Origin of the sequence: Massilia sp. TWP1-3-3, assembly GCF_049897805.1 — a bacterium.
Lineage (GTDB): Bacteria > Pseudomonadota > Gammaproteobacteria > Burkholderiales > Burkholderiaceae_D > Telluria_A.
In genome coordinates this window covers 1-1,676 of the sequence record NZ_JAFCWX010000102.1, presented here as the reverse complement: position 1 = coordinate 1,676, position 1,676 = coordinate 1, and the positions used below count along the sequence as shown (strand labels likewise).

The window sequence follows — 1,676 nt, the reverse complement described above, 5'->3', positions numbered from 1 at the left end:
AAGAAATATAGGCGCTTCGCAAGAAGTGGCCTGTCAGTATTTTGAGTGAGCGATCTGTCCGCAAGGACATTAAACAGAGATTGAACTGAAGAGTTTGATCCTGGCTCAGATTGAACGCTGGCGGCATGCCTTACACATGCAAGTCGAACGGCAGCGCGGGGCAACCTGGCGGCGAGTGGCGAACGGGTGAGTAATATATCGGAACGTACCCTGGAGTGGGGGATAACGTAGCGAAAGTTACGCTAATACCGCATACGATCTAAGGATGAAAGTGGGGGATGCGCAAGCACCTCATGCTCCTGGAGCGGCCGATATCTGATTAGCTAGTTGGTGGGGTAAAGGCCTACCAAGGCATCGATCAGTAGCTGGTCTGAGAGGACGACCAGCCACACTGGAACTGAGACACGGTCCAGACTCCTACGGGAGGCAGCAGTGGGGAATTTTGGACAATGGGCGAAAGCCTGATCCAGCAATGCCGCGTGAGTGAAGAAGGCCTTCGGGTTGTAAAGCTCTTTTGTCAGGGAAGAAACGGTGAAGGCTAATATCCTTTGCTAATGACGGTACCTGAAGAATAAGCACCGGCTAACTACGTGCCAGCAGCCGCGGTAATACGTAGGGTGCAAGCGTTAATCGGAATTACTGGGCGTAAAGCGTGCGCAGGCGGTTTTGTAAGTCTGTCGTGAAATCCCCGGGCTCAACCTGGGAATTGCGATGGAGACTGCAAGGCTAGAATCTGGCAGAGGGGGGTAGAATTCCACGTGTAGCAGTGAAATGCGTAGAGATGTGGAGGAACACCGATGGCGAAGGCAGCCCCCTGGGTCAAGATTGACGCTCATGCACGAAAGCGTGGGGAGCAAACAGGATTAGATACCCTGGTAGTCCACGCCCTAAACGATGTCTACTAGTTGTCGGGTTTTAATTAACTTGGTAACGCAGCTAACGCGTGAAGTAGACCGCCTGGGGAGTACGGTCGCAAGATTAAAACTCAAAGGAATTGACGGGGACCCGCACAAGCGGTGGATGATGTGGATTAATTCGATGCAACGCGAAAAACCTTACCTACCCTTGACATGTACGGAAGCCACGAGAGATCGAGGTGTGCTCGAAAGAGAGCCGTAACACAGGTGCTGCATGGCTGTCGTCAGCTCGTGTCGTGAGATGTTGGGTTAAGTCCCGCAACGAGCGCAACCCTTGTCATTAGTTGCTACGAAAGAGCACTCTAATGAGACTGCCGGTGACAAACCGGAGGAAGGTGGGGATGACGTCAAGTCCTCATGGCCCTTATGGGTAGGGCTTCACACGTCATACAATGGTACATACAGAGGGCCGCCAACCCGCGAGGGGGAGCTAATCCCAGAAAGTGTATCGTAGTCCGGATTGTAGTCTGCAACTCGACTACATGAAGTTGGAATCGCTAGTAATCGCGGATCAGCATGTCGCGGTGAATACGTTCCCGGGTCTTGTACACACCGCCCGTCACACCATGGGAGCGGGTTTTACCAGAAGTAGGTAGCTTAACCGCAAGGGGGGCGCTTACCACGGTAGGATTCGTGACTGGGGTGAAGTCGTAACAAGGTAGCCGTATCGGAAGGTGCGGCTGGATCACCTCCTTTCTAGAGTTGCACTGGCTATAGAGCCAATTCATTGAGCGTCCACTCTTATCGACTGTTGAAATT

Annotated in this window: 1 rRNA gene; it reads left to right on the top strand. The window is 52.7% G+C overall.

Annotation, left to right across the window (positions count from 1 at the left end):
- The first annotated feature begins 82 nt into the window (after nt 1-82).
- Nucleotides 83-1,613: ribosomal RNA gene (locus ACP7D4_RS27950) — 16S ribosomal RNA — on the top strand.
- Nucleotides 1,614-1,676: the final 63 nt, after the last annotated feature.